Below are 258 nucleotides of genomic sequence, written 5' to 3'. Positions count from 1 at the left end.
ACGCTCTATTCTTCAAACAACCGTTTCCCTGGTGATGGCGATATTGCACAGGCCATGGGGCAGATGCTGGCGCGTGGCGGCCTGAAAGTAAACGGTGTTAAAACCCAGCCTTATAACGTCTATGCGGCGGCTGCGACCAAGGGTGAATTCGGCGCGTTTATTTTCTCGCTGGGTGCGTCCACACCAAATTCGGAAGCCAATCTGCGCTCACTGTTGCAGAGCTATAATAAAGATGCAGGCACCGGCGGTTTTAACCGG

At 53.5% G+C, this 258-nt stretch carries 1 pseudogene; it reads left to right on the top strand.

Going from position 1 to position 258, the window contains the following annotated elements:
* Window positions 1-258: pseudogene (locus HBA93_RS22000) on the top strand (ABC transporter substrate-binding protein); the annotation flags it as partial.

This window comes from Ochrobactrum sp. SFR4 (assembly GCF_019730395.1).
Classification (GTDB): Bacteria; Pseudomonadota; Alphaproteobacteria; order Rhizobiales; family Rhizobiaceae; genus Pseudochrobactrum.
This window is presented reverse-complemented; position numbering and strand designations above follow the sequence as displayed.